The sequence below is a fragment of the Hydrogenophaga sp. PML113 genome, from assembly GCF_001777155.1.
GTDB lineage: Bacteria > Pseudomonadota > Gammaproteobacteria > Burkholderiales > Burkholderiaceae_C > Hydrogenophaga > Hydrogenophaga borbori.
Map to the genome: position 1 here is coordinate 215,595 of NZ_MIYM01000006.1, position 22,460 is coordinate 238,054.

The 22,460-nt window shown below is 69.7% G+C and carries 18 protein-coding genes; 11 read left to right on the forward strand and 7 right to left on the reverse strand.

Annotation, left to right across the window (positions count from 1 at the left end):
* Nucleotides 1-34: 34 nt before the first annotated feature.
* The 4 genes from BHU06_RS13735 to BHU06_RS22140 all read left to right on the forward strand — a co-directional run bounded on the left by BHU06_RS13735 (nt 35) and on the right by BHU06_RS22140 (nt 4,048).
* Complete coding sequence (locus BHU06_RS13735) at nt 35-661, forward strand: FHA domain-containing protein (protein WP_070399747.1); 627 nt, start codon at nt 35-37, stop codon at nt 659-661.
* Between the two features lie 138 nt (nt 662-799).
* On the forward strand, nt 800-1,591 hold the full coding sequence (locus tag BHU06_RS13740) for an MBL fold metallo-hydrolase (protein ID WP_070399748.1): 792 nt from the start codon (nt 800-802) through the stop codon (nt 1,589-1,591).
* Nucleotides 1,592-1,778: 187 nt separating this feature from the next.
* Complete coding sequence (locus tag BHU06_RS13745) at nt 1,779-2,261, forward strand: pilin (RefSeq protein WP_070399867.1); 483 nt, start codon at nt 1,779-1,781, stop codon at nt 2,259-2,261.
* Complete coding sequence (locus tag BHU06_RS22140) at nt 2,261-4,048, forward strand: PglL family O-oligosaccharyltransferase (protein ID WP_083293230.1); 1,788 nt, start codon at nt 2,261-2,263, stop codon at nt 4,046-4,048. The genes BHU06_RS13745 and BHU06_RS22140 overlap by 1 nt, the downstream gene beginning before the upstream one ends.
* Nucleotides 4,049-4,388: 340 nt before the next feature.
* Here the strand turns inward: BHU06_RS22140 and moaC are convergent, their stop codons facing one another.
* Nucleotides 4,389-4,856: a cyclic pyranopterin monophosphate synthase MoaC gene (gene moaC, locus BHU06_RS13750; protein WP_302622819.1), complete on the reverse strand. Its 468-nt coding sequence runs from the start codon at nt 4,854-4,856 to the stop codon at nt 4,389-4,391.
* Between the two features lie 127 nt (nt 4,857-4,983).
* Between moaC and BHU06_RS13755 the strand changes: the two genes are divergently transcribed.
* The gene (locus tag BHU06_RS13755) at nt 4,984-6,588 is read left to right on the forward strand and encodes a M48 family metalloprotease (RefSeq protein WP_083293231.1); all 1,605 of its coding nucleotides are present in this window, start codon (nt 4,984-4,986) and stop codon (nt 6,586-6,588) included.
* Nucleotides 6,589-6,618: 30 nt separating this feature from the next.
* On the opposite strand, the gene BHU06_RS13760 is transcribed toward BHU06_RS13755, so the two are convergent.
* Together BHU06_RS13760 and BHU06_RS13765 are read right to left on the reverse strand one after the other, a co-directional pair.
* The gene (locus tag BHU06_RS13760; RefSeq protein WP_070399749.1) at nt 6,619-6,969 is read right to left on the reverse strand and encodes a phage holin family protein; all 351 of its coding nucleotides are present in this window, start codon (nt 6,967-6,969) and stop codon (nt 6,619-6,621) included.
* Between the two features lie 7 nt (nt 6,970-6,976).
* Nucleotides 6,977-7,687 (reverse strand): TerC family protein, encoded by a 711-nt coding sequence (locus BHU06_RS13765; RefSeq protein WP_070399750.1) that lies wholly within the window; start codon nt 7,685-7,687, stop codon nt 6,977-6,979.
* 343 nt (nt 7,688-8,030) lie between these two features.
* Here BHU06_RS13765 and BHU06_RS13770 point away from each other — a divergent pair, with 343 nt between their 5' ends.
* Nucleotides 8,031-8,711 carry a TerC family protein gene (locus BHU06_RS13770; protein ID WP_070399751.1) on the forward strand — a complete coding sequence of 227 codons (681 nt, stop codon included), beginning with the start codon at nt 8,031-8,033 and terminating at the stop codon, nt 8,709-8,711.
* Between the two features lie 66 nt (nt 8,712-8,777).
* A complete protein-coding gene (locus tag BHU06_RS13775; protein ID WP_070399752.1) occupies nt 8,778-9,191 on the forward strand; it encodes a DUF3717 domain-containing protein in 414 nt (137 codons plus the stop codon).
* 36 nt (nt 9,192-9,227) lie between these two features.
* On the opposite strand, the gene purB is transcribed toward BHU06_RS13775, so the two are convergent.
* Nucleotides 9,228-10,643, reverse strand: a complete 1,416-nt coding sequence (gene purB / locus BHU06_RS13780; RefSeq protein WP_070399753.1) for an adenylosuccinate lyase — start codon at nt 10,641-10,643, stop codon at nt 9,228-9,230.
* A 111-nt stretch (nt 10,644-10,754) separates the two neighbouring features.
* Here purB and BHU06_RS13785 point away from each other — a divergent pair, with 111 nt between their 5' ends.
* A complete protein-coding gene (locus BHU06_RS13785) occupies nt 10,755-11,369 on the forward strand; it encodes a glutathione S-transferase N-terminal domain-containing protein (RefSeq protein WP_070399754.1) in 615 nt (204 codons plus the stop codon).
* A 13-nt stretch (nt 11,370-11,382) separates the two neighbouring features.
* On the opposite strand, the gene BHU06_RS13790 is transcribed toward BHU06_RS13785, so the two are convergent.
* On the reverse strand, nt 11,383-12,732 hold the full coding sequence (locus BHU06_RS13790) for an NAD(P)/FAD-dependent oxidoreductase (protein WP_083293232.1): 1,350 nt from the start codon (nt 12,730-12,732) through the stop codon (nt 11,383-11,385).
* Between the two features lie 356 nt (nt 12,733-13,088).
* On the opposite strand from BHU06_RS13790, the gene BHU06_RS13795 reads away from it, so the two are divergent.
* Entirely contained in the window at nt 13,089-13,928 is an 840-nt protein-coding gene (locus BHU06_RS13795; protein WP_070399871.1) for a ferritin, read from the forward strand.
* A gap of 7 nt (nt 13,929-13,935) precedes the next feature.
* On the opposite strand, the gene BHU06_RS13800 is transcribed toward BHU06_RS13795, so the two are convergent.
* Together BHU06_RS13800 and glnE are read right to left on the reverse strand one after the other, a co-directional pair.
* On the reverse strand, nt 13,936-14,535 hold the full coding sequence (locus BHU06_RS13800; protein WP_070399755.1) for a rhomboid family intramembrane serine protease: 600 nt from the start codon (nt 14,533-14,535) through the stop codon (nt 13,936-13,938).
* Between the two features lie 7 nt (nt 14,536-14,542).
* Nucleotides 14,543-17,338, reverse strand: coding sequence for a bifunctional [glutamate--ammonia ligase]-adenylyl-L-tyrosine phosphorylase/[glutamate--ammonia-ligase] adenylyltransferase (glnE, locus tag BHU06_RS13805; RefSeq protein ID WP_254668175.1), 2,796 nt, complete (start codon nt 17,336-17,338; stop codon nt 14,543-14,545).
* 14 nt (nt 17,339-17,352) lie between these two features.
* Between glnE and BHU06_RS13810 the strand changes: the two genes are divergently transcribed.
* Both BHU06_RS13810 and BHU06_RS13815 read left to right on the forward strand, forming a co-directional pair.
* On the forward strand, nt 17,353-21,495 hold the full coding sequence (locus BHU06_RS13810) for a YhdP family protein (protein WP_070399872.1): 4,143 nt from the start codon (nt 17,353-17,355) through the stop codon (nt 21,493-21,495).
* Between the two features lie 61 nt (nt 21,496-21,556).
* Complete coding sequence (locus BHU06_RS13815) at nt 21,557-22,366, forward strand: carbon-nitrogen hydrolase family protein (protein WP_070399757.1); 810 nt, start codon at nt 21,557-21,559, stop codon at nt 22,364-22,366.
* Nucleotides 22,367-22,460 lie beyond the last annotated feature (94 nt).

Consider the following 22,460-nt stretch of genomic DNA (forward strand, 5'->3'; position numbering starts at 1 on the left):
ACCAAGTCCTACAGGAATCCCAGAGGAGTCGGCCATGCCGAAAATGATCGTTTCCATTGACGGCGTCGTCATCAAGGAGGTCCAGCTCACGAAGGACCGGACCACCCTGGGTCGCCGTCCTTACAACGACATCGTCATCGACAACCTGGCCGTCAGCGGCGAGCACGCCGTGCTGCAAATGTCGGGCGCCGACGTCTTCCTGGAGGACCTCAACAGCACCAACGGCACCTACGTCAACGGCAAGGCGATCAAGAAGCAGCAGTTGCAGGGCGGCGACACGGTCGAGATCGGCAAGTACAAGATCAAGTTTGTCAACGACGGCGCCGAGTCCCAGGAGAAGACCACGGTGATCAACGCCGGCACGGTGGTGTCTGGCGCGGAACCTGCCGGCGCGGCCCTGGGCCCGGCGGCCATCAAGGTGGTCAGCGGCTCGGCCGCTGGTCGCGAGGTGGCGCTGACCAAGGTCGTCACCACCATCGGCAAGCCCGGCGTGGCGGTGGCTGCCATCACCCGCCGCCCGCATGGCTACGTGGTGGCCATGGTGGAAGGCACGGTCAAGCCCACGGTCAATGGCAAACCGCTGGGCACCGATGGGATCGACCTGCACAACGGCGACCTGCTGGAGTTGGCCGGTACGCAGATGCAGTTCGTCCAGCCTTGAGCCCAAGGGGGCGCTTCGCGCCCATCCCGGCGCGACCGCCGAAACGCCACGCGCGGGCGCGTGCCGAGGAATAAGTCACATCCCGAGCGGGCGGTGGGGGGTACCCTCGGGGCCCTCCATGTTTTCCACCCGATGCCGATGAGGGTTCGCGTACTCGGGTGTTCCGGTGCCATCGCCCAGGGATGCCGGACCACCGCCTTTCTGATCGACGACGACACGCTCATCGACGCGGGCACGGGCGTCGGCGACCTGCGCGTCGACGAGATGTTGCGCATCGACCATGTGCTGCTCACGCACGCCCACCTCGATCACGTGGCCTCGCTGCCGCTCATGCTGGACGCAGTGGCGTCGCGCCGTCTGGCCAGCGGCCGGCCGGCGCTGCAGGTGCACGCGCTGCCCGGCACCATCGCGGCGCTGAGGGCGCACATCTTCAATGACCTCATCTGGCCGGATTTCTCACGCATTCCATCGGAGGGGGCGCCGCTGATGCGTTTCACCTCTTTCGACGTGGGCGATGTGGTGAAGGTCAATGGCAAGTGCTTCGAAGCCCTGCCGGCGGTGCACACGGTGCCGGCGGTGGGCTTCGCCGTGGCGCGGGACAGTGGCGGCCCGCACTGGGTGTTCAGCGGCGATACCGGACGCAACCCGGCGTTCTGGCGCCGGGTCAATCAGCTCGACGTGGCGCAACTGGTCATCGAGACCGCCTTCAGCGACCGCGAAGCGGAACTGGCGCGCCGCAGCCAGCACCTGGCGCCCGTGTTGCTGGCCGAAGAGCTGGGCCAGATCGCGCCCGGCCGGCGCTACCCGATCCACATCACCCACACCAAGCCGGCGGAAACCGAATTGATCGCGGACGACATCCGTCGCTTGGGCGCCGGCGTGCCGCAAGACATCCGTTGGCTCAGCGCGGGGCAGGTTTTCGAGGTTTGACAAATTCTGTCGATCACCCGGCGAGGTGACGAAATTTGTCCGACAAAATTAGGCCAAAAGGATGAGTCTGATCGCCTATTGGCCGGTCATCCTCGCAGCCGGTACGCTCATCCGGTCCACGAAGCTGGCACGCCATCTGCAGAAGAGCAGGGGTCTCAACCCAACCCCCCTTCTGGAGGAGTTCTCAATGAAGCGTACGATTCAAAAAGGTTTCACCCTGATCGAACTGATGATCGTGGTGGCCATCATCGGCATCCTGGCGGCTGTGGCGCTGCCGGCGTATCAGGACTACACCAAGCGCGCCAAGATGTCCGAGGTGATTCTGGCGGCATCGGCGTGCCGCACCAGCATTACTGAGATTTATCAGTCGAACACTTCCGCTTCCCTTCCTGCAGCAGGCGCTTGGGGCTGCGAAGCCTCTGTGTCGACCTCTCAATATGTGAGAGAGATCGCCACCAACGCGGATGGTGCTGTGCGCGTGACCTCTCAAGCAATTGGCTCGGGCGCCAATGGCACGGTGTTCCTGGTCCCGCAAATCTCGGCGGGTGGCGATACGGTGACTGCTTGGCTGTGCGGCCCTGGCACTGTGGAGGCAAAATTCTTGCCTGGTTCCTGCCGTGATACGACGGTGGGTGCCACGGCCGGTCCGTTCGTTGCTACTACGCCGTAATGCAATTCGCGGCCTCTGTGCAGGCAGATACCGCAGTTAAAAACGCCCCTATGGGGCGTTTTTTGTTGATGCGGTACTGGCCCATGGTTCCTCTGACGATCCTGATGCTCAGCGGTTGGTTGACAACCAATCATTTCACACCATGGGTGAGTTGGCATTCCGAACTGCCGTTCTTTCTGGCGGCTATAAGCGCCGCATGGGTGGCGGCTGTTAGGGCTTGGCGTCATCCGCTCCAGTCGCTGCGGGTCGTCGAAATCCCCAGGATCGCTTTTGCGCTCATCGCGTTGCTGGCGATTGTGGGAGGGCAATGGTTGTATGGAAAGATCTCGTTTTCTGGAACAGCCGCGGTTGTCGCGTTGTATCTTTGCTTCGCGGTGATTTGCGTGACTTGGGGTGCCACATCTTTCAGCGCCCACGGAGTGAATAATGGTGGTGCGGCCTCGTCGCTCCTGGCAGAAACCTTGGCCTGGGCGCTGCTGGCAAACGCCATTTGTCAGGTTGGAATTGAGTTGGCCCAAGTGCTTCGGGTTTGGGAGTCCAGCGAGTGGATACTGAGAAGTCCGGGTATTCGAAGGCCGGGCGGAAATCTAGGGCAACCAAATCATTTGTCAACATTGCTGATCATGGCGATAGTTGGCGTGAGCTATTTATGCTCGCTTGGCAGGCTGTCGACAATGTCGGTGGGCATATTGCTGGCTTATATATTATTGGGGTTGGCCATCACCGAGTCGCGCACCGGCTTGGTTTGTGTGTTTGTGATTGCCGCTTGGTGGATGTGCAAAAAGTCATTGATTTCTCCTCGCGTGCATTGGTTCAAAGTGCTTCCCTTTGTGGTTTTTTATCTAATAATACTGGCACTTTGGCCGAGCGTTTTCAAGGCGCTTGGTGGTGTGCTATACGAGGGTAGTCGCATTGCTGTTGATGGAGCCATTGGCGACGCGCGTATGACTATTTGGCCCCAGTTGCTGGAGGCCAGTCTGCAGAAACCATTGTGGGGGTGGGGAGTGCGCAATACGGCTGCTGCACATTCAGCCGTGCTGGATGCGTATGTGCAAAGTCTGCCCCTGACATACAGTCACAATCTTGTTATCGATTTGGCAATTTGGTTGGGCTGGCCGCTCGCGCTCCTGGTTTTGGGCGCCTCGCTGTACTGGCTTTATACCCGCGCCCTATTGGTTAGATCGTCTTTGTCTTGGTATGGCTTCGCTCTGCTTTTGCCGCTTGTTGTTCACTCGCTGCTTGAGTTTCCCTTTGCATATGCATATCTGCTGTTTCCGGCTTTAATTGGCGCAGGTCTTGTGGAGGCTAACGCCAGTCGCTTGCGTCCAATCCGGTGGCCGGTAAATGGTGTAGTCGTTGCATTGGTATTGATGTCCGCCGTGGCAGTCTGGTCGGTCGTCGACTATTTGCGCATGGAGTCGAGTTTTCGTGCGACTCGCTTCGCGATGCTTCGTATCGGAGTGCTTCACCCTCCTCAAGAGCGACCAAAGTACGTCCTGCTCACGCAGCTCGAGATAATAAATAGAGCCGCTCGTGGTGCGTTGTCGCCAAACATGAGTGAAGCCGATATTGCTGCCCTAAGGCTGGCTTCAGAGCATTATCCATGGTCTGGTACCCGCTATCGATATGCGACAGCGTTGGCGCTTAATGGTCAGGTTGATGAAGCGGCGCGACAGCTTCGCATTCTTCGCGTTCAGCATGGGCAAAAGCTCCATGACACATTGAGGGCGCAAGTGGAGGCCGATATTCAACGTCTGGGGTTGGTCTGGAAATTGCCGCCAAGTTGAGGATCTGGGCGATGATTCTGCCTCTCTTGGTTCGTGCGCCTCATGTGCGCGGCAGGCTTAATTGGTGAGGCTGTTTTTGTTTCTGTGTGGTTGAAATTTCGATCGCGGCTTTGCGTGGCGTTCGGGCACCATCCAAACGCAAATATGAACTTATGAAGGTATGTTTGTTGAGGCATATGACCAGAGCATTCTTGCTATGTGCTTCATGCCGCGACGCTAACGCGCCGTTTGATCCGTGGTGTGACATCGACTGCAAAAAAACTAAATGAATCCCCTCCTGTGCAAGATGGAATTCTTACGGATTCCCTTGGTGCATGTGTTCAAGGAATTCCGGTGTTGGTCAATTCGCAAAAAACACGCCGCTCTTCCCCCCTCTCTTCTCCCTCAATCTAATCCCCCCTATCGCCATCCCCCGATCCACCGCCTTGCACATGTCGTAGATCGTGAGCAAGGCCACCGACGCGGCGGTGAGGGCCTCCATTTCCACCCCCGTCTGCCCCGTGCATTCGGCGGTGGCGGTGCACAGCACGCTGTGACTGGCCGAGTCCACCGAGAAGTCCACCGCCACCCGCGTCAGCGCGATCGGGTGGCACAGGGGGATGAGGTCGCTGGTCTTCTTGGCGGCCATGATGCCGGCCAGGCGCGCCACCCCCAGTACGTCGCCTTTCTTCGCCGTGCCCGATTCGATCAGGGCCAGCGTCTCTGGCTGCATGGTGATCCGCCCTTCGGCGACCGCCACGCGGTGGGTGCTCGCTTTCGCGCCGACGTCCACCATGTGGGCCTGGCCCTGGGCGTCGAAATGGGTCAGCGGGCTGTCGGTGGGGGCGGATGGGGCGGGAGGCTGAGGCACGTTCGTGACGCTTGGTAACGCCGCTTCATGGCGGCTTTGCGCGGGGGCGCGGTGAACCGGAGGGGGTTGGCGGCATCATACGGCCATGTTTTCGACCCCTGCGGGCCCCCGGCGGCCTCCGCGACTGGCGCTGTCCCTCCTCGCGCTGGCCCTGGCCTGGCCTGCGACGGGCGTTCAGGCGCAGACCAGCGGCGCCGCGCGTGCCCCGGCCCAGAACCCCAGCCCGAACGCCCATCTCGCCCTGCCCAGTCTGGGTGATGGTGAAGGCCTCACCGTGTCCGCCGAGCGCCGATTGGGCGACCGCATCGCGCGCAGCATCTACCGAGACCCGGATTACCTCGACGACCCCATGCTGGTCGACTACCTGCAGCTGTTGTGGCAGCCCCTGCTGGCCGCCGCCAAGCAGCGCGGCGAAGTGGCGCCCGAGCTGGCCGAGCGCCTGGCCTGGGAACTCATGATCTCGCGCGACCGCAGCGTCAACGCCTTCGCGCTGCCGGGCGGCTACCTGGGTGTCAACCTGGGCCTGCTCGCGGTGACGGAACGGCCGGAGGAATTGGCCTCGGTGCTGGCGCACGAACTCAGCCACGTCTCGCAGCGCCACATCGCGCGGATGATGTCCAACGAGCAGCGCATGGCGCCCTGGATGATCGCCGCCATGGTCCTGGGCGCGCTGGCGGCCGGCTCCAACCCCCAGGCCGCGGGCGCCGCCGTCGCCGGCGGCACGGCCGTGGCCGCGCAGCAGTCGCTCAAGTTCTCGCGCGACATGGAGCGCGAGGCCGACCGCGTGGGCTTCGGCGTGCTCACCGGCGCGGGCTTCGACGGCCAGGGCTTCGTGAGCATGTTCGACAAGCTGGCGCAGGCCTCGCGCCTGAACGACGACGGCGCCTTTCCCTACCTGCGCAGCCACCCGCTCACGGGCGAGCGCATCGCCGACATGCAGTCGCGCCTGCCGTCGGCCGCCGCCGGCGTCGGGCCGCGCGCGGACGCGCCCGTGCGTTCCATGGGGCTGCCGTCGGCCGCGATGCATGCGCTGGCCTCGGCGCGCGCGCGCGTGCTGGCCGAGCGCAACAGCGCGCGCTGGTCGGCCTGGGTGCAGACGGCGCTCGCGCCCACGGCCCGGCCCGGCGAGCTGTACGCCGGCGCCCTGGCGGCGCAGCGGCTGGGCCAGCGCGAGCGTGCAACCGAACTGGCCCAGCGCCTGCGCACCGCCGTGGCCGGCAGCGACGCGCGCGGCATGGCCGACGCCCTGATGTTGGAGCTGCTGATGTCGCCGGGCATGCCCGCCAACCCGACGCTGCTGGCCGAGCTGCGCGACGGCGCGCTGGCGTCTGGCTCGCGCGGGCCCTTGCTGCTGGGCGCGCAGGCGGCCATCGCCAGCGGCGAGGCCGGGCGCGCCGCGTCGCGCCTGCAGGTATGGGTGGTGGACCACCCGCGCGATGCGCAGGCCTGGCAGATCCTCGCGCGCGCGCACCAGGCCCAGGGCCACACCCTGCGGGCGGTGCGTGCCGAGGCCGAGGCGCGGGCCGCGCAGTTCGACTGGGACGGCGCGCTGGAGCGTCTGCGGGCCGCCCAGGCCCTGCCGCCCGCGCAGCGCAACGCGGATCCGATCGAGCTGGCCATTGTGGACAGCCGCCGCCGCGACGTGGAAGAGCGTTTGCGCGAAGCGATGCGCGAGGAAGACAAGCGCTGAGCGCGCGCCGCGCTCAGGCCACGGTGTGGTTCAACCCAGGCGCAGGCTGCGCAGGGCGGCGTCCACCACCAGCATGATCACCGAGTAGATGAGCGAGCCCAGCAGGGCCGCCCAGAAGCCGGCGACATAGAAGCCGTCGAGCACGCTGGCCGCCGCCCAGAAGAGCAGGGCGTTGATGACGAACAGGAACAGCCCGAAGGTCACCAGCGTCACCGGCAGCGTCAGGATGACCAGCACCGGGCGCAGCAGCAGGTAGAACAGGCCGATCACCGCGGCGGCGATGAGCGCCGACGGGAAGCTGCGCACCTCCACGCCGTCGTACAGCCAGGCCACCAGCAGCAGCGCGCAGGCCGCCAGCATCCAGCGCAGGATCAGCCGCATGCCCGCCTCAGGCCTTGTCGGCGGCCGCGGCGCGCTGCGCGACGCGGCGGTTGTGCAGGTAGCCCAGCGTGAGCACCACGGCGATGGTGAGCGCCACGAAGCCCCAGTAGGCCGCCAGGTGCATGGGCTCGCCACCCTTGAACCAGGGCGCCAGCAGCTTCTCGTTGACCACCATCTTGCCGGCGGTGAAGGCCAGCACGCCCGCGCCGATGTACATGATGGCCGGGTACTTCTCGACCAGCTTGAGGATCAGCGTGCTGCCGAACACCACGATGGGGATGCTGATGAGCAGGCCGATGACCACCAGGTCGAAGGCGCCCTGCGCCGCGCCGGCCACGCCCAGCACGTTGTCGATGCCCATCACCGCATCAGCGATGATGATGGTCTTCATGGCGCCCCAGAAGGTGGTGGCGCCCGGGCCGTGTTCGTCGCCGTCGCCCTCGTCCTCGGCGATCAGCTTGTAGGCGATCCACATCAGCGCGATGCCGCCGATGGCCATCAGGCCCGGAATGCGCAGCAGCCACACCACCACCAGCGTCATGGCTGAGCGCACGACGATGGCACCGACCGTGCCCCAGACGATGGCCTTCTTCTGGTGCTGCTTGGGCAGGTTGCGCGCGGCCAGGGCGATCACGATCGCGTTGTCGCCGGCGAGCACGAGGTCGATGAGGATGATGGCCAGCAGGGCGGACCACCAGGCAGCGGACATGAATTCCATGGTGAAAAGGGGCTCCAGAGGGGGACGAGGTCTGAAGGTCTTGCCCGGCGCCACGTGTCCGTGGGCCCAACGCGCCGGGTGCCGCGCAGCGGACACCGTACTGACGACGCGTTGACCGGCGCGGCAAGGCGCCAGAAGGAGCCGCCACCGCGCCCGGGAGCTACTCCCCTTCCGCGAAACCCCGGATTGTATGCGGCACGGCCGCGGGTCCGCCAGCCATCCCCCCGGTGGAAATGCGTACGCGGTAACCCTCACGGGGCGTGGCGGTGAGCATGCCTACACTGTGGGGTCGGCGCCCCGGGCGCCGTCTTTTTGGCCGCTGCCGGCCGTCGAAAGCCACACCATGGAATTGCTGTCGAGCCCCCAGTTCTGGCTGGGCCTGGGCCAGATCATCTGGATCAACATCATTCTTTCGGGCGACAACGCGGTGGTGATCGCGCTGGCGGCGCGCGGGCTCGGGCCGCGCCAGCAGAAGCAGGCCATTTTCTGGGGCACCGCCGCCGCCGTGGTGCTGCGCGTGGTGCTGACCGTCGTGGCGGTCAAGCTCATGCAGCTGCCCTGGCTGCAGGTGCTGGGCGGCCTGCTGCTACTGTGGATCGGCGTGCAGCTGCTCAACGGCGGCGACGACGAGCAGACTGAGGGCAAGACCGATGGCGGCCTGCTTGCCGCCATCCGCACCATCCTGGTGGCCGACCTGGTGATGAGCCTGGACAACGTGATCGGCGTCGCCGCCGCGGCCAACGGCAACGTGCCGCTGCTGATCGCCGGCCTGGCGATTGCCATTCCCATCGTGATCTTCGGCAGCACGCTGATGCTCAAGATCATGGGGCGCTTCCCGGTCATCGTGACCCTGGGCGCGGCGCTGATCGGCTGGGTGGGCGCCGAGACCTTGGTCTCGGACAAGGTGATCGAGCCCTGGGTGCCGCACAACTCCCTGGGCTTCTACGCCGCGGCCGCCCTGGGCGCGCTGTTGGTGGTGGTCACGGGCAAGTACCTGCAGAACCGCAACAACAAGGCGGCCTGATCGCCCCGGCGGCGCGTGGGGGCGCCGCCCGGCGCGCGGCGGGGGCGCCGTATGATCGCCCTCCCCATGGCCGGCATCCACATCACCGACATCGAGGCGGCCATCAACTGGTGGCGCGAACGCTCGCCCTCGCCCGACAACGTCTCGCTGCCCGCGCCCACGCGCGCGCTGGCCGAGGTCTACGCCCTGATGGTCTTCTTTCGCGAGACCGAGGCCGACGAGCACACCCTGCCGCCCAAGGCACGCGAGGCCTGGCTGGCCTGGTACGCCACCACGCCGGACACGCCCTGCATCGCCATTTGCTCCACCAGCCAGGGCGACGAGGTCTGCAAGGGCTGCGGCCGCCTGTTCGAGGAAGTGCAGCGCTGGACCGAAATGTCGCCCGGCCAGAAGCGCGCCACCTGGCGGCGCATCACCATCGAGGGCGACGCCTGGCGCTTCAACCGCTACCGCGAGCGGGCGCTGGACGCGGCCACCTGAGGCCGGCCCGCCCGGCGGCGGGTGTCCGCAAGGCGTTCAGGACCGGCGGGCCAGTTCGGCCGCCTTGCCGGTGTAGCTGGCCGGCGTCATGGCCAGCAGCCGTTCCTTCTCGGCGTCGGGAATCTCCAGGCTGCGGATCAGCGCGTGCAGGGCCTCGGCGGTGACGGTTTTGCCGCGTGTCACTTCCTTGAGCTTCTCGTAGGCGCCGGGCACGCCGAAGCGGCGCATCACCGTCTGGATGGGCTCGGCCAGCACCTCCCAGGAGGCGTCGAGGTCGGCGGCCAGCGCCTCCTCGTTCAGCTCGAGCTTGTTCAGGCCCACGCCCAGCGCGTGGTAGGCCAGCACGGCGTAGCCCAGGGCCACCCCCATGTTGCGCAGCACGGTGGAATCGGTCAGGTCGCGCTGCCAGCGGCTGATGGGCAGTTTCTCGCTCAGGTGGCGCAGCAGCGCGTTGGCCAGGCCCAGGTTGCCCTCGGCGTTCTCGAAGTCGATCGGGTTGACCTTGTGCGGCATGGTCGAGGAACCGATCTCGCCGGCCTTGAGCTTCTGTTTGAAGTAGCCCACGCTGACGTAGCCCCAGATGTCGCGCGCGAGGTCGATCAGGATGGTGTTGGCGCGCGCCACCGCGTCGAACAGCTCGGCCATGTAGTCGTGCGGCTCGATCTGGATGCTGTAGGGCTGGAAGGTGAGGCCCAGGCCCAGGGGCTCTGGCGTCTCCACCACCTTGCGGCTGAAGGCCTCCCAGTCGAAATCGGGCCAGGCCGAGAGGTGGGCGTTGTAGTTGCCCACCGCGCCGTTCATCTTGCCCAGCAGCTTGACCGAGGCGATGCGCTCGCGCGCGCCCGCCAGGCGCACCACCACGTTGGCGAGTTCCTTGCCCACGGTGGTGGGGCTGGCGGTCTGGCCATGGGTGCGGCTGAGCATGGGCACGGCGGCGAAGGCATGCGCCATCTCGCGCAGCTTGTCGATGACCGCGTTCAGCGCGGGCAGCAGCACCAGTTCGCGCGCCCCCTTGAGCTGCAGCGCGTGGCTGGTGTTGTTGATGTCCTCACTGGTGCAGGCGAAGTGCACGAACTCGGCCGCGCGCTCCAGTTCGGGCCGGGCCTCGAACTTGGACTTGATCCAGTACTCGACGGCCTTGACGTCGTGGTTGGTGGTCTTCTCGATCGCCTTGATGGCTTCGCCATCGGCCTCGCCGAAGTTCTTCACCAGGCCCAGCAAGTAAGTGCGCGCACCCGGCGACAGGGGCTTGAATTCGGCAAAGCCGGCGTCGGACAGGGCAATGAACCAGGCGATCTCGACCTGCACGCGCCGGTGCATGTAGCCCAGTTCGCTCATGAAGGGGCGCAGCGGCGCGAGGCGTCCCGCGTAGCGGCCGTCCAGCGGCGACAGGGCGGTGATGGGGGAGAGTTCGGCGCCCGTGGGCGCGGCGGAGGCAGGAGTCTGGCGCATCCCGGAATTGTAGGAGTGCGCCCGCCGCGGGCCGCCCCGGCGCCGGGCGTGTCAGGCGAAAGGCCCAGGGTGCTGGCTAAAATCGCCGACCGTTCCAGAACCCCACAGACCATGAAACTCATCGGAGCCATCACCAGCCCCTACGTGCGCAAAGTGCGCATCGTCATGGCCGAGAAGAAACTGGATTACCAGTTCGTGCTGGAAGATGTGTGGTCGGACGCCACCACCATTGGCGCGTCCAACCCCCTCCACAAAGTGCCCTGCCTGGTCATGGAAGGCGGCGAGGCGGTGTTCGATTCGCGCGTGATCGTCGAGTACCTCGACGGTCTGTCGCCGGTCGGCAAGCTCATCCCGCCCTCGGGCCGCGAGCGCGCCGAGGTCAAGACCTGGGAGGCGCTGGCCGATGGCGTGCTCGACGCGGCCGTGCTCGCGCGGCTGGAATCCACCTGGCCGCACCGCACGGCCGAGCAGCGCAGCCCGGCCTGGATCGAGCGCCAGATGGTGAAGATCCACGCCGCGCTCAAGTCCATGAGCCAGGGCCTGGGCGACAAGCCGTTCTGCTCGGGCATTCATTTCAGCCTGTCCGACGTGGCCGTGGGCTGCGCCCTGGGCTACCTCGATTTCCGCTTCCCCGCCATCGACTGGCGCGGCGACTTTCCCAATCTGGCCAAGCTGAACGACAAGCTCGTGCAGCGCCAGAGCTTCATCGACTCCCAGCCCGTCTGAGCGGCGGCGGCCCTCAGGCCAGCACGCCCGGCAGGGCCTGGCGCAGCGCGCCGCGTTCGCTCAGGCGCGGCACCAGCGCGAAGCGGTCGATCAGCGCGCGCGCCGCGTGCAGACCCGCTTTCAGGCCGTCCTCGAACAGGCCGTTGCCGCACCAGGCGCCCGCGTACCAGGTGTGCCCCTGGCCCTGCAGGGCCGGCAGCCGGGCCTGGGCGCGCAGCGCCGCGAGGTCGAACACCGGCCGTTCGAGCGCCCATTGGCCCAGCACGCGGTCGCCGGCGATCGGCTCGCCGGGGTTGCGCGAGAGCAGCACCGGCTGCTCCACCGGCAGCGGCTGCACGCGGTTGAGCCAGACGTGCAGGCTGGCCGGCGCCGGGCCGGCGGCGGGTGCGACGTTCCACGCCGCCCAGTCGCCGCGCGCCGCGGGCAGCGCGCTGGGGTCGGTGTGCAGCACCACGCGCTCAGGCTCGAAACGGAAGGCACCCAGCACGGCGCGCTCCTGTTCGCTGGCCGCGGCGCCCAGCAAGCGCAGCGCCTGATCGGCGTGGCAGGCCAGCACCACGGCGTCGAAACGCTCGACCTGGGTGTCGGTGATCAGGCGCAGGCCCTGCCCGTCGCGCGCGAGCTGGCGCACCGGCGTGGACAGTCGCGCATCGGCCAGTTCGGCCAGCAGGGCCTGCACGACCCGGCGCGTGCCGCCCGCCACGCCGCGCCAGGGCGAGGCCCCGCCCAGCGTGGGCAGGCCGTGGTGGTGCCAGAGCCGCAGCGCGGCGGCGGCGGGCGCCTGCAGCAGCGCGTGCGCGGGGCGGCCGCTGAAGCCGCTGCACAGCGGCAGCAGGTAGGCGTCGCGGAATTCGGTCGAGAAGTGCCGCGCGCGCAGGAAGCCGTCCAGCGGGGCCAGCAGGGCGTCGTCGGGGGTATCCAGGGCGGGGGCCAGGGCCGCGCACAGGCGCTGCCAGCGCGGGAGGTCGGCCAGCAGGCGCCAGAAACGCGGGCTCATGAGCTGGCGGCGTGGCGAGAGCGCGCGGCCCAGGTCGGGGCCGCCCCAGGCCAGCGCGCCGCCCCGCACGAAGAAGGAGGCGTCCGCCTCGGTCGGTGCCAGGTCCTGCCGGGCCAGCAGCGCCAGCAGGTTGGGGCTGGTGCGTTCGTTGAACACCAGCACGCCGGTGTCCACGGTGAAGGCCACGGGCGCGCCGCTGGCCCCGGGCAGCGCGACGTCCAGGGTGTGGGCGTCGCCGCCGAAGCGCCCGGCGGCTTCGAATAGGCTGACCTCGGCCAGCCCTTGCAGCGTGTGGGCGGCGGCCAGCCCGGCCACGCCGCCGCCGACGACGGCCACGCGGATCTGGGGTCGGCGGTGAGGGCTCATGGCGCGCGGGCTCCAGTCAGGCGAGGGGCCCGGGCCGGCACCGCCGGCCGCGGCCGGCGATGGGGTGGACAAGAAGCTGCGAAGCGCCCCGGCGCGAACGAGGGAGGGAGGGAGGAGGAGGAGAAGCGCCCCGGGATTGCATCCGGCCCCGGTGGGGCTGGAAGGCTTCGCAGCGGAAAACGGTGGTCGGTGGATGTCTCCCTCCCCGACACGGCGGGTTGGAGCGGGCGGCGGCGGGGGAAGTTCCGCGGGGAAAAGGAAACCGTTTCTGTGCGAGGCATAGGGCAATCCGGGTGCCCGTTATACCCCCCGCCTACAATGTTGCGCGTTTTTTGCCCAGACCCAGAGAGATGACCATGCTGTATCCTGAACTGTTCAAACAACTGGAATCCGTCCGCTGGGACATGGACAAGGACATTCCCTGGGCGCAGTTCGACGCCAGCCGGCTCAGCGACGAGCAGGCCCAGACGATCAAGATGAACGCCATCACCGAGTGGGCGGCGCTGCCGGCCACCGAGATGTTCCTGCGCGACAACCGCGACGACTCCGACTTCTCGGCCTTCATGTCGATCTGGTTCTTCGAGGAACAGAAGCACTCGCTGGTGCTGATGGAGTACCTGCGCCGCTTCCGCCCCGACCTGGTGCCCACCGAGCAGGAACTGCACGACATCCGCTTCGAGTTCGATCCCGCGCCCGCGCTGGAGACGCTCATGCTGCACTTCTGCGGCGAGATCCGGCTGAACCACTGGTACCGCCGCGCGGCCGAGTGGCACAGCGAGCCGGTCATCAAGCACATCTACACCACGCTGAGCCAGGACGAGGCGCGCCACGGCGGCGCCTACCTGCGCTACATGAAGCGCGCCATCGGCAAGTTCGGCAACGAGGCCCGGGCCGCCTTCGCCAAGGTGGGCGTGCTGATGGCCAGCGCGCGGCGCACCGCGCAGGCCCTGCACCCCACCAACCTGCACGTGAACAAGGCGCTGTTCCCGAACGACACCATCCAGAGCCGCCTGCCCAACCCTGAGTGGCTGGAACACTGGCTGGACCAGCAGATCAACTTCGACGCCGTGTGGGAAAGCAAGGTGGTCGATCGCATCCTGCACAACCTGAGCCTGCTCATGGACGGCAGCTTCAAGTCCGTGCAGGAACTCAACCGCTTCCGCAAGTCGCTGGGCACCGCGCCGGCCGCGGCCTGAGCGCGGTTCAGCCGCTGGCGCGGCGCGCGCGCCAGCGGTCCCAGCCCACGCCCAGCGCGCCGAGCAGCGCGCCCCAGGCGGCGCCGCCCAGGTGGGCGGCGCGCACCACCGACATCTGGCCACCCGGGTCCCACACCACCGGACCGGACCAGCCCCGCTCCAGCCAGAGCTTGAGCAGCAGGCCGCTGGCCAGCAGCAGGCCCCAGGGGCGCAAGGCCTTCGGGCCGTCCAGCAGCAGGCACACGGCCAGCACCGCCACGCCGGCGTGCAGCACGCCCGACAGCCCCACCGCATAGCCGATCAGCGGCCACAGCAGCAGGCTCAGCTGCAGCAGCGGCCAGCTCAGCGCCCAGGCCAGCGTGGCCCCGCGCGAGGGCCGCAGCCGCCAGCCGATGGCGGCCAGCACGCCCAGCGCGAGCAGGTTGCCCACCAGGTGGGGCGCGTTCAGGTGCACCCAGGCGCTGGTCCACGGCGTCCAGGGCCGCTGCGCCCAGTCGGCCGAGCGCCACACCAGGGCCTGCGCCAGCGCCGCTGGCGAGGCCCATAGCACCAGGCTGGCCACGCCGTGCAGGGTGCACAGCGCGAGCCAGCTGCGCGAGCCCCTCATGGGCGGTTCAGGCGGCGGGGCCCAGCACCTGCCGCCACAGCGCGCGCACGGCCTCGGCCTCGGTCGCCAGCTCGGCCGGGTCGACCTGGGTGGAGGTTTCGTCCAGCCGCGCGCGGTGTTGCACCTGGCGCAGCCGGCGGTAGGCCAGCGCGGCGGCCTGGCCCATGCCCGCGGGCAGCAGGCCCGCCGCCTCGGCGCGTTGCAGCAGGTTGATGTTGCCGGTGTTGGCGCGCAGCTCGGGGTGCGCGTTCGAGTGCAGCAGCACCAGGTACTGCACCACGAACTCCACGTCGACCATGCCGCCGGCGCTGTGCTTGACGTCGAAGCGGCCCGCGCGCACCGCGTGCGCGGCGCGCAGCTTGTCGCGCATGGCCACGATCTCGGTGCGCAGCGCGGCCTCGTCGCGCGGCGCGGTGATGACGGCCTCGCGCACGGCGTCGAAACGGCCCGCCAGGCCGGCGCTGCCGAGCACGAAGCGCGCGCGCGTCATGGCCTGGTGCTCCCAGGTCCAGGCGGTGTTGCTGCCGCGCCGGGTCTGGTAGTTCTCGTAGGCTTCGAAGCGGGTGACCAGCAGGCCCGAGTTGCCGTTGGGCCGCAGCGCGGTGTCGATCTCGAACAGGTCGCCCTCGCCGGTCTTCACCTGCAGCCAGTTGATCATCTTGCGCACGAAGGCGGCGTAGATCTCGGCCGCGTTCTCGTGCTCGTCCTCGTAGACGAAGACGATGTCGAGGTCGCTGCCGTAGCCCAGCTCCTTGCCGCCCAGCTTGCCGTAGCCAATGATGGCGAAGGCCGGCACCTCGCGGTGGCGGGTCTTCAGCCGCGCCCAGCACCAGCGCGCCGTCAGGCGCAGCACGGCGTCGGCCAGGGCCGAGAGGTCGTCGGCCACCTGCTCCACGGTCAGCACGCCTTCCACGTCGCGCGCCAGGGTGCGGAAGGTCTCGGCGTGGTGGGCGCGGCGCAGCAGGTTGAGCAGGGTTTCCTCGTCGTCTTCGCCGGTCACGCGCAGCGAGGCCAGGCGCGCCTCGCATTCGGCCTCGAAGGCCTCGGCGTCGAAGCGCTCGGCCAGCAACTGCCGGCTCGCCAGTTCGTCGATCACGCCCGGGTGCTGGATGAGGTAGCGCGCCGGCCACTTGGCCGCGCCCAGCAGGCGCAGCAGGCGCTCGTGCACCGAGGGCCGCTCCTGCAGCAGCGCGAGGTAGCTTTCGCGGCGCAGCAGCGATTCGATCCAATCGATCATGCGCAGCGCGGCGGTTTCGCCCACACGGCCTTCCTCGATCCAGGAGCCGGTGCGCTGCACCAGGCGCACCAGCCGCGCGCGGGTGTCCTCGCGCAGGGCCAGCACGCGCGGGTGCTCGGCCCAGCGCTGCACGCGCTCGGCCAGCGCGGCGGGCAGCTGCGGCAGGGTGGCGGACAGGTCGTCGTCGGCGGGGCGCGGGGCGCCGCCGTTGCAGCCCTTGCCCTTGCAGCTGCCCTGGCCGCTGCCGCCGAGCAGGGTGTCGAATTCCTCGGCCACCAGCTCGCGGTGCGCGTCCAGCGCGTGCAGGAAGGCGCAGGTGTTGGCGAAGCCCAGGGTCGCGGCGATCCAGGCCAGGTCGTCGTCGCGCTCGGGCAGCACATGGGTCTGCTGGTCGTCCAGGTACTGGATGCGGTGCTCCACCCGGCGCAGGAAGACGTAGGCCTCGGCCAGCGCCTGGGCCTTCTCGGGCGGCATCAGGCCGGCCTTGGCCACGCGCTGCAGCGCGCCCAGCGTGGGGCGCGTGCGCAGCTCGGGGAACTGGCCGCCGCGCACCACCTGCAGCAGCTGCACGGTGAACTCGATCTCACGGATGCCGCCGCGCGAGAGCTTGACGTCGTTGGCGCGGCCGGGGTTGCCGGCGGCGCGGCGCGCCGCGTGCTCGCGGATCTGGCGGTGCAGCACGCGCAGCGACTCGAACACGCCGTAGTCGAGGTAGCGGCGGAACACGAAGGGCAGCACGGTGCCGCGCAGCGCGGCCATGCCGGCGGCATCGGCCAGGGCCGTGGCCGGCGCGATCACCCGGCTCTTGAGCCAGGCGAAGCGCTCCCATTCGCGGCCTTGCACCAGGAAGTACTCCTCCAGCGCGCCCAGCGAAACGGCGCTGGGGCCGGAGTTGCCGTTCGGCCGCAGCGCCAGATCGACGCGGAACACGTTGCCGTGCTCGGTGGTCTCGCCCACGGTGCTGTAGAGGTGCTTCACCGCCTTGGCGAAGTACTCGTGGTGGCTGATGCGGTTGCGCCCGTCGGCGTTGCCCGCGGTCTCGCCGTCCTGGTCGTAGACGTAGATCAGGTCGATGTCGCTGGACACGTTGAGCTCGCGCGCGCCGAGCTTGCCCATGCCGATGACCCAGAGCTGGGCGCGCGCGCCGTTTGCGCACAGTGGCGCGCCGTGCAGGGCGTCGAGTTCCTGGAAGGCCAGGGCGCAGGCCTGGTCGAGCGCGAACTCGGCCAGCCAGGTGACCGGGCCGGTGACCGCCTCCAGCGAAGCGCCGGCCTCGCAGTCCATCACCACCAGGCGCTCCAGCACCAGCTGGCGCAGCACGCGCAGGGCGGCGGGCAGGGCCAGGCCGCGGGCCATGAGGGCGTCCAGGCAGGCGCGCATGGCGGCCTTGTCGGGCGCGCCGGGCGGCAGGCAGGCCAGCTCGGCGGCGTAGCGGCGGCGCACGCGCTGGACGAATCGGGAGTGGTCGGCCTGGCGGGTGGCCGGGGTCTGGGCGTCGACGGTGTTCACAATCGTTGACAAGCGGTGTTCAACGCAACTGGAACCTGCCCAGAGGCGCACCCTCATAATTTGCGGTGGACATGAACCGATCTCTTGACGCCAGCGCTTCGCGCGCCAAAGGCGACGCCCCGGCCGGCCGGGGGCTGCGGCTGTGGGCGCGCGCGATGCGCGTGCTGCTGTGGCTGCTGGCGGGCCTGTGGGGCGTGTTCATCCTGTCCTGGCTCGTTTTGCAGGCGTGGATTGTGCCAAGGATCGAAACCTGGCGCCCCGACCTGGAACGCTGGGCCACACAGGCGGTCGGGATACCCGTGAGCATCGGCGCCATCCGCGCCGTCGAGGCCCCGAAGCTGGCCGGGGTGCTGCCGCCGCTGGTGCCCTCCTTCGAACTGCTCGACGTGCGCCTGCACGACGCCAGCGGCCGCAGCGCCCTGGAGCTGCCGCTGGTGCGCGGGGCGGTGTCGGTGCGCTCGCTCTGGAACGGCGGCTTTGAACAACTGTTGATCGCCCAGCCCAGCCTGGACGTGCGCCGGCGCGCCGATGGCCGCCTTGAGATCGCGGGCATCGACGTCTCGGGCCAGGGCGACGGCGACCACGCCGCCGCCGACTGGTTCTTCGAGCAGACCGAATTCGTGGTGCGTGGCGGCACCGTGCGCTGGATCGATGAGCAACGTCAGCAGCCGCCGGTGTTGTTGCGCGACCTCGACTTCGTGGCGCGCAACGGCACGCGCGCCCACGAGCTGCGCCTGGACGCCACGCCCGAGCCCGAATGGGGCGAGCGCTTCAGCCTGCGCGCGCGCCTGCGCGAACCCCTGCTGCGCCTGCCGCTGGAGCGGCCGGCCGGCCAGGCGCCCTGGAACGACTGGAGCGGCGAGCTCTACGCCGAGTTCGCGCGCGCCGACATCTCGCGCCTGCGCGCCCACGCCGACCTGAGCGATTGGGGCGTGAGCGTGCGCAGCGGCGAGGGCGCGCTGCGCGCCTGGGCGCGGGTGCAACAGGGCCAGGTGCAGGGCCTGACGCTGGACCTGGCGCTCGACGGCCTGGACCTGCAGCTCGCGCCCGATCTGCCCGACCTGGCGCTGTCGCAGGCGCGCGGTCGCCTGGAGGCGCAGTGGTCCGAGCGCGGCATGGCCCTGGGCTTCGACGACCTGGCTTTCATCACGCGCGAGGGCCTGGTCTGGAGCGGCGCCCGCGTGCGCCTGGAGCACACCCTGGCGCGCGAACGCCAGGGGGCGCGCACCGCCGTGCAAGCGCAGGCCGTGGACCTGCAGACCGTGGCGGCCATCGCCGAGCGGCTGCCGCTGCCGGCGCACGCGCGCGGCTGGCTTGCGCGCCTGCAGCCGCGCGGGCGGGTGGACACCCTGGACCTGGTCTGGCAGGCGCGCGGCAGCGGCCCCATGGCCGACCACGTGGTGGCGCGCGCCAAGGGCCGCGTGAGCGCGCTGGCCCTGGCCGGCGAGCCCAGCGGCCGCCGCTCGCGCAGCGGCCGCTTCCCCCTGCCCGGGCGGCCCGGCGTGGAGGGCGCCGACATCGACTTCGACCTCGACCAGAACGGCGGCCAGGCCACGGTGGCCGTGCGCCAGGGGGCCTTCCTGCTGCCCGACGTGTTCGAGGACCCGCGGGTCGCGCTCGACCGCTTCGACGGCCGCGTGCGCTGGCAGATCAAGGGCGACAGCCTCAACGTCGAGCTCGACCAGGCCTCGCTGGCCAATGCGCACGCCGAGGGCACGGTGCGCGCGCGCTGGCACACCGGCGACCCGGCGGCCCAGCCCGCGCAGCCGCGCCTGCCCGGCGTGCTCGACCTGAGCGCCCAGCTCACGCGCGCCGATGGCACCGCCGTGCACCGCTACCTGCCGCTGTCCGTGCCCGAAGACGCACGCCACTATGTGCGCGAGGCCGCGCGGGCCGGCGGCGCGCGCCAGGTGGGCTTCCGCATCCAGGGCCTGGTGGACGACATCCCCTTCGACGAGGCGCGGCACAGCCCTGGCACCTTCCGCATCGAGGCGGCGCTGGAAGGCGTGGACTTCGATTACCTGCCGGCCGCCCTGCAGCCACCGGGCGAGGCGCGCTGGCCCGGCGTGCGCCAGGCCAGTGCGCGCTTCGTGCTGGACCGCGGCAACATCCACATCAGCGACATCCGCGGCCGCCTGGACGGCGCGCCGGGCGTCGCGCTGGACCAGGGCGGCGTGGACATCGAGGACATGGCGCACGACACGCGGGTGCGCGTGCGCGCCCATGGCCAGGGCCCGGCCGCCGAGCTGCTGGGTTTCGCGCAGCGCTCCCCGGTGAACGCGCTCACCCAGGGGGCGCTGGCCGCGGCCAGCGCCAGCGGGCCAGGCGAGGCCACGGTGCAGATCGAGCTGCCGCTCAGGCACCTGAAGGACAGCACGGTCAGCGGCAGCGTCAAGCTCGACGGCACCGACCTGCGCCTGGCGCCTGGCGCGCCGCTGCTGGCCCGCACGCGCGGCACGCTCAGCTTCACGCACCAGGGGTTCGCCTTCAGCGGCGCGCGCACCCAGGTGCTGGGCGGCGAACTCAGCTTCGACGGCAGCCTGCGCCCCGACGCCCAGGGCCGCGCCGTGGCGCAGTTCCGCGGCAGCGGCAGCGCCAGCGCGGCCGGCCTGCGCGAGAGCGGGCTGGGCCCGCTGTCGGCCCTGGCCGCGCACGCCAGCGGCAGCGCGCGCTACACCGCCACGCTGGCCTTTCGCGGCGGCGCGCCCGAACTGCGCCTCGACAGCAACCTGCAGGGACTGGCGCTGAACCTGCCGGCGCCGCTGGCCAAACCCGCCGAGGCGGTCTGGCCGCTGCGCGTGGAGACCAGCGTGCTGGCCCAGCACAACGATCGGGCCAGCAGCGACCGCCTCAGCCTGCAGCTCGGCCCGGCCGCGCAGCCGCTGGTGGACCTGCTCGCCGAGCGCGAGTTGCGCGGCGACGGCGCGCGCCTGGTGCGCGGCACCCTGGCCGTGGGCCTGCCGGCCGGCGAGCGCCTGGCCCTGCCGCCGCAGGGCCTGCACGCCCAGGTGCGCGTGGGCGAACTCGATCTGGACGCCTGGCAGGCCCTGCTGCGCAGCAGCGGCACCGACGCCCTGGCCAGCGCGGGCGAGGCCGTGCCGCAGGCCGTCTCGCTGCGCGCCGACGCGGTGCTCACCGGCGGGCGGCGCTTCCACCGCGTGGTGGTCGGCGCCTCGCGCGAGGGCGCGGTCTGGCGCGCCAACGTCGACGCGAACGAGCTCAACGGCTACGTGGAATTCCGCCCCGCGGGCCCGGCCGGCGCCGGCAGCCTCTACGCGCGCCTGGCGCGCCTCACGCTCTCGCCCGCCGCACCGAGCGAGGCCGACGCCCTGCTGCAGCAGCCCAGCAGCGTGCCCGCGCTGGACGTGGCGGTGGACGACCTGCAGTGGGGCGGGCGCTCGCTCGGCCGGGTGGAGATCGAGGCCGTCAACCGCGGCGGGCCCACGCGCGTGGGCGAATGGCGGCTCAACGCGCTGCGCGCCACCCTGCCCGAAGCGCGCCTGAGCGCCTCCGGCAACTGGGCGCCGCTGGGCGGCGGCGAGGGCGGCGCGCGCCGCACCGCGCTGCAGTTCCGCCTCGACGTGGACGACAGCGGCGCGCTGCTGCGCCGTTTCGGCAAGGACGGCCTGGTGCGCGGCGGCAAGGGCCGGCTGGAGGGGCGCGTCGGCTGGATCGGCACGCCCTTCGATCTCGACCTCGGCACGCTGGCGGGCACGCTGCGCCTGGACGTGGAGCGCGGCCAGTTCCTCAAGGCCGACCCGGGCGCGGGCCGCCTGCTCGGCGTGCTCAGCCTGCAGGCCTTGCCGCGCCGCCTGGTGCTGGACTTCCGCGACGTCTTCTCCGAGGGCTTCGCCTTCGACTTCGTGCGCGGCGATGCGCGCATCGACCAGGGCGTCATCCACACCAACAACCTGCAGATGAAGGGCGTGAACGCGGCGGTGCTGATGGAAGGCTCGGCCGACCTCGCGCGCGAGACGCAGGACCTGAAGGTGGTGGTGGTGCCCGAGCTCAATGCCGGCACGGCCTCGCTCATCGCCACCGCCATCAACCCGGCGGTGGGCCTGGGCAGCTTCCTCGCGCAGTTCCTGCTGCGCCAGCCGCTGCAGAGCGCGGCCACGCAGGAATTTCGCGTCAGCGGTGGCTGGGCCGACCCGCAGGTGGAGAAGCTGGCGCGCCCGACCCCAGCGCCCACGCCCAGTCCCCCGCTGCAGTAAGCTCGCCGGCTCCCCCCCACCAGGGCGCTGGCACGCCCCCTTCCGCCGGAGGATTGACCGCATGAAAGTCGCCGCCATCCAGATGGTCTCGGGCATCAGCCTGGACGCCAACCTCAGCGAAGCCCTGCGCCTGCTGCGCCAGGCCGCCGCCTGCGGGGCCGAGCTCGCGGTGCTGCCCGAGTACTTCTGCTTCATGGGCGCCAAGGACGAGGACAAGCTGCTCATCGCCGAGAACGAGGGCCTGGGCCGCGTGCAGGACTTCCTGGCCGACGCCGCGCGCGACCTCGGGATGTGCATCGTCGGCGGCACCCTGCCCATGGCCACCAGCGACCCGTTGCACGCCGCCAACGCCTCGCTCAGCTTCGACGCCAAGGGCCACCGCCTGAGCCGCTACGACAAGATCCACCTGTTCCGCTACGACAACGGCCGCGAGCGCTACGACGAGGCGGCGGTGCTGCAGGCCGGCGACACGCCCACCCACTTCGAGCTGCGCGCGCGCGACGGCGAGAACTGGCGCATCGGCCAGAGCGTGTGCTACGACCTGCGCTTCGCCGAGCTGTACCGCCTGCTGGCGGCCGAGGTGCTGCTGGTGCCGGCCGCCTTCACCTACACCACCGGCTCGGCCCACTGGGAGGTGCTGCTGCGCGCCCGCGCGATCGAGAACCAGGCCTTCGTGATCGCCAGCGCGCAAGGCGGCGTGCACGAGAACGGCCGCCGCACCTGGGGCCACAGCATGGTGATCGACCCCTGGGGCCAGGTGATGGCCCTGCACGCCGAGGGCCCGGGGCTGGCGCTCGCCGACATCGACATGGCGCGCATCCGCCAGGTGCGCGAGCAGCTGCCCTGCCTGGAACACCGCGTGCTCTGCTGAGTGTTCTCGTTGGCCGTGGGGCTCGTGTGGTGGTGAGGCATTGCGCTCGTGGCTGGGTGGGCGTGCCCAGGGCCTGGGGCACAGCCCCGACACC

What these genes read in the sequence shown, in the direction of transcription:
- BHU06_RS13735 (WP_070399747.1), top strand. Translation starts at nt 35, where the DNA reads ATGCCGAAAATGATCGTTTCCATTGACGGCGTCGTCATCAAGGAGGTC.
- BHU06_RS13740 (WP_070399748.1), top strand. Translation starts at nt 800, where the DNA reads ATGAGGGTTCGCGTACTCGGGTGTTCCGGTGCCATCGCCCAGGGATGC.
- BHU06_RS13745 (WP_070399867.1), top strand. Translation starts at nt 1,779, where the DNA reads ATGAAGCGTACGATTCAAAAAGGTTTCACCCTGATCGAACTGATGATC.
- BHU06_RS22140 (WP_083293230.1), top strand. Translation starts at nt 2,261, where the DNA reads ATGCAATTCGCGGCCTCTGTGCAGGCAGATACCGCAGTTAAAAACGCC.
- BHU06_RS13755 (WP_083293231.1), top strand. Translation starts at nt 4,984, where the DNA reads ATGTTTTCGACCCCTGCGGGCCCCCGGCGGCCTCCGCGACTGGCGCTG.
- BHU06_RS13760 (WP_070399749.1), bottom strand. Translation starts at nt 6,969, where the DNA reads ATGCGGCTGATCCTGCGCTGGATGCTGGCGGCCTGCGCGCTGCTGCTG.
- BHU06_RS13765 (WP_070399750.1), bottom strand. Translation starts at nt 7,687, where the DNA reads ATGGAATTCATGTCCGCTGCCTGGTGGTCCGCCCTGCTGGCCATCATC.
- BHU06_RS13770 (WP_070399751.1), top strand. Translation starts at nt 8,031, where the DNA reads ATGGAATTGCTGTCGAGCCCCCAGTTCTGGCTGGGCCTGGGCCAGATC.
- BHU06_RS13775 (WP_070399752.1), top strand. Translation starts at nt 8,778, where the DNA reads ATGGCCGGCATCCACATCACCGACATCGAGGCGGCCATCAACTGGTGG.
- purB (WP_070399753.1), bottom strand. Translation starts at nt 10,643, where the DNA reads ATGCGCCAGACTCCTGCCTCCGCCGCGCCCACGGGCGCCGAACTCTCC.
- BHU06_RS13785 (WP_070399754.1), top strand. Translation starts at nt 10,755, where the DNA reads ATGAAACTCATCGGAGCCATCACCAGCCCCTACGTGCGCAAAGTGCGC.
- BHU06_RS13790 (WP_083293232.1), bottom strand. Translation starts at nt 12,732, where the DNA reads ATGAGCCCTCACCGCCGACCCCAGATCCGCGTGGCCGTCGTCGGCGGC.
- BHU06_RS13795 (WP_070399871.1), top strand. Translation starts at nt 13,089, where the DNA reads ATGCTGTATCCTGAACTGTTCAAACAACTGGAATCCGTCCGCTGGGAC.
- BHU06_RS13800 (WP_070399755.1), bottom strand. Translation starts at nt 14,535, where the DNA reads ATGAGGGGCTCGCGCAGCTGGCTCGCGCTGTGCACCCTGCACGGCGTG.
- glnE (WP_254668175.1), bottom strand. Translation starts at nt 17,338, where the DNA reads ATGAGGGTGCGCCTCTGGGCAGGTTCCAGTTGCGTTGAACACCGCTTG.
- BHU06_RS13810 (WP_070399872.1), top strand. Translation starts at nt 17,353, where the DNA reads ATGAACCGATCTCTTGACGCCAGCGCTTCGCGCGCCAAAGGCGACGCC.
- BHU06_RS13815 (WP_070399757.1), top strand. Translation starts at nt 21,557, where the DNA reads ATGAAAGTCGCCGCCATCCAGATGGTCTCGGGCATCAGCCTGGACGCC.